Source organism: Peijinzhouia sedimentorum (genome assembly GCF_049340005.1).
Classification (GTDB): Bacteria; Bacteroidota; Bacteroidia; order Cytophagales; family Cyclobacteriaceae; genus CAXBDP01.
Genome location: NZ_JBMPIY010000022.1, coordinates 2,250 through 5,508, shown reverse-complemented (window position 1 = coordinate 5,508; position 3,259 = coordinate 2,250). Strand labels below are relative to the sequence as shown.

The 3,259-nt window shown below is 48.8% G+C and carries 2 rRNA genes; both read right to left on the bottom strand.

Going from position 1 to position 3,259, the window contains the following annotated elements:
* Positions 1-59: 59 nt before the first annotated feature.
* Positions 60-171 (bottom strand): 5S ribosomal RNA (rrf, locus tag ACOXY8_RS17155).
* 123 nt (positions 172-294) lie between these two features.
* Positions 295-3,193: ribosomal RNA gene (locus ACOXY8_RS17150) — 23S ribosomal RNA — on the bottom strand.
* Positions 3,194-3,259: the final 66 nt, after the last annotated feature.

Genomic DNA, 3,259 nt, shown 5'->3' with positions numbered 1-3,259 from the left:
ATTTCGTATAAACGCAAAAACGCCCGATAGAAGTGCATCTATCGGGCGTTCGAATAAAAATACGGCGACGACCTACTCTCCCACATGTGACTGCAGTACCATCGGCGCATCCGGGCTTAACTTCTCTGTTCGGAATGGGAAAAGGTGGACCCCGGAGCTATAATCACCATAAACTCTTTGACCATGCCTACTGCATGATCCTAATACTTTATAATACTTTAATATCCCTGCTGGAATATCGACATGATGATATCGAGAGTAAAACTTTATCGAAAACCTTAAAAGTCTCTTCATTCTTGAAAGCGTACGGGTAATTAGTACTGCTCGGCTTTGACATTTCTGCCTTTACACCTGCAGCCTATCAACGTCATCGTCTCTGACGACCCTTTAAAAGAAGTCTCATCTTGAGGTGAGTTTCGCACTTAGATGCTTTCAGCGCTTATCTCTTCCAGACGTAGCTACTCAGCAATGCACCTGGCGGCACAACTGATACACCAGCGGTCTGTCCAACCCGGTCCTCTCGTACTAAGGTCAGATCCTCGCAAACTTCTTACGCCCACAACAGATAGGGACCGAACTGTCTCACGACGTTCTGAACCCAGCTCGCGTGCCACTTTAATGGGCGAACAGCCCAACCCTTGGGACCTTCTCCAGCCCCAGGATGTGACGAGCCGACATCGAGGTGCCAAACCTCCCCGTCGATATGAGCTCTTGGGGGAGATCAGCCTGTTATCCCTAGAGTACCTTTTATCCTTTGAGCGATGGCCCTTCCATATGGAACCACCGGATCACTATATCCAACTTTCGTTCCTGGTCGACTTGTATGTCTCTCAGTCAAGCACCCTTATGCTATTGCACTCCACGCACGGTTACCAAGCGTGCTGAGGGTACCTTTGAAAGCCTCCGTTATTGTTTTGGAGGCGACCACCCCAGTCAAACTACCCACCAAACAATGTCTCCCATATCCATGGGATTAGACATCAAATAAGTAAAGGGTGGTATTTCAAGGTTGACTCCACCATGCCTAGCGACACAGCTTCATAGTCTCCCACCTATCCTACACATCAATTACCCAATGTCAATGTTAAGCTATAGTAAAGGTTCATAGGGTCTTTCCGTCCCGTTGCGGGTACGCGGCATCTTCACCGCGACTACAATTTCACCGAGCTCGTGGCCGAGACAGTATCCAGATCGTTACACCATTCGTGCAGGTCGGAACTTACCCGACAAGGAATTTCGCTACCTTAGGACCGTTATAGTTACGGCCGCCGTTTACTGGGGCTTCGATTCAATGCTTCTCCTTACGAATAACATCCCCTCTTAACCTTCCAGCACCGGGCAGGTGTCAGGCCTTATACTTCATCTTTCGATTTCGCAAAGCCATGTGTTTTTGATAAACAGTCGCCTGGATCTTTTCGCTGCGGCCTTTCCTGCTTGCGCAGAAGGAGGCGCTCCTTCTCCCGAAGTTACAGAGCTATTTTGCCTAGTTCCTTAGCCACGATTCACTCGAGCACCTTAGGATTCTCTCCTTGACTACCTGTGTCGGTTTGCGGTACAGGTAGCAGTAAAATTAACGCTAGAAGATTTTCTTGGAAGTCGGTTTAGGGCCACTATCTGATTGTCCGTAAACGCTCAGTACTATCAGGTTCGACAAAAACTGCGGATTTGCCTACAGCTCCTATATCTACACCCTTCAACGCACTATTCCGTCAGTGCGCGAGCCTTTCACTCCTCCGTCTCTCCTTCACTTCTACTGCTAGTATCGGAATATTAACCGATTGTCCATCGACTACCCCCTTCGGGTTCGCCTTAGGTCCTGACTAACCCCCGGCTGATTAGCATTGCCAGGGAAACCTTAGTCTATCGGTGGGCGGGTTTCTCACCCGCCTTATCGTTACTTATGCCTACATTTGCTTTTCCAAACGCTCCACCACACGTTACCATGTGGCTTCTCCGCCATTGGAATGCTCCCCTACCATTCTATTTACATAGAATTCATAGCTTCGGTACTACACTTGATGCCCGTTCATTATAGACGCCCGGCCGCTCGACCAGTGAGCTGTTACGCACTCTTTAAATGAATTGCTGCTTCCAAGCAAACATCCTGGCTGTCTGTGCAGCTGGACCGCCTTTGTTCAACTTAGTGTAGATTTTGGGACCTTAGCTGATGATCTGGGTTCTTTCCCTCTCGGACCGTGACCTTAGCACCCCGGCCCTCACTGCAGAGTTAATCTATTAGCATTCGGAGTTCATCAGGATTTGGTAGGATATGACTCCCCCTAGTCCTATTGGTAGCTCTACCTCTAATAGACATCACTCCACGCTGTTCCTAAAAACATTTCGGGGAGTACGAGCTATTTCCCAGTTTGATTAGCCTTTCACCCCTACCCTCAGCTCATCCAAACACTTTTCAACGTGTACTGGTTCGGTCCTCCATTACGTGTTACCGTAACTTCAACCTGGCCAAGGGTAGATCACAAGGTTTCGCGTCTGCCGCCACTGACTAAAACGCCCTATTCAGACTCGCTTTCGCTCCGGCTCCTTCCGTCTACGGAATTAACCTCGCCAGCAACGGCAACTCGTAGGCTCATTATGCAAAAGGCACGCCGTCACCCAACGAATGGGCTCCGACCGCTTGTAGGCGTATGGTTTCAGGTTCTATTTCACCCCCTTACTCAGGGTACTTTTCACCTTTCCCTCACGGTACTTGTTCACTATCGGTCTCTCAGGAGTATTTAGCCTTACCGGATGGTGCCGGCAAATTCAACCGGGGCTTCTCCGACCCCGACCTACTCAGGATACCACTATCCATATTCACCTTACCATTACGGGCCTCTCACCCTCTTCGGAAGACCTTCCCAGATCTTTCATGTTCAGTCAATACAGAATATATGTGGTCCTACAACCCCGATGTGGCCGTAACCACATCGGTTTGGGCTAATCCGCGTTCGCTCGCCACTACTTGCGGAATCACTATTGTTTTCTCCTCCTCCGGGTACTTAGATGTTTCAGTTCTCCGGGTTTGCTTTTCGCATTAAGCGAAATGTACAAGCTTCACTTGTACGGGTTGCCCCATTCGGACATCTACGGATCACAGTTTATTTGCAACTCCCCGTAGCTTATCGCAGCTTATCACGTCCTTCATCGCCTCTGAGAGCCAAGGCATCCCCCATACGCCCTTAGTTACTTTCTTAAATATTCAAAGATTGTTTCCTAAAGTTTTCTTAAAGTTCTACTCTCGCATCATGTCAAAGAACGT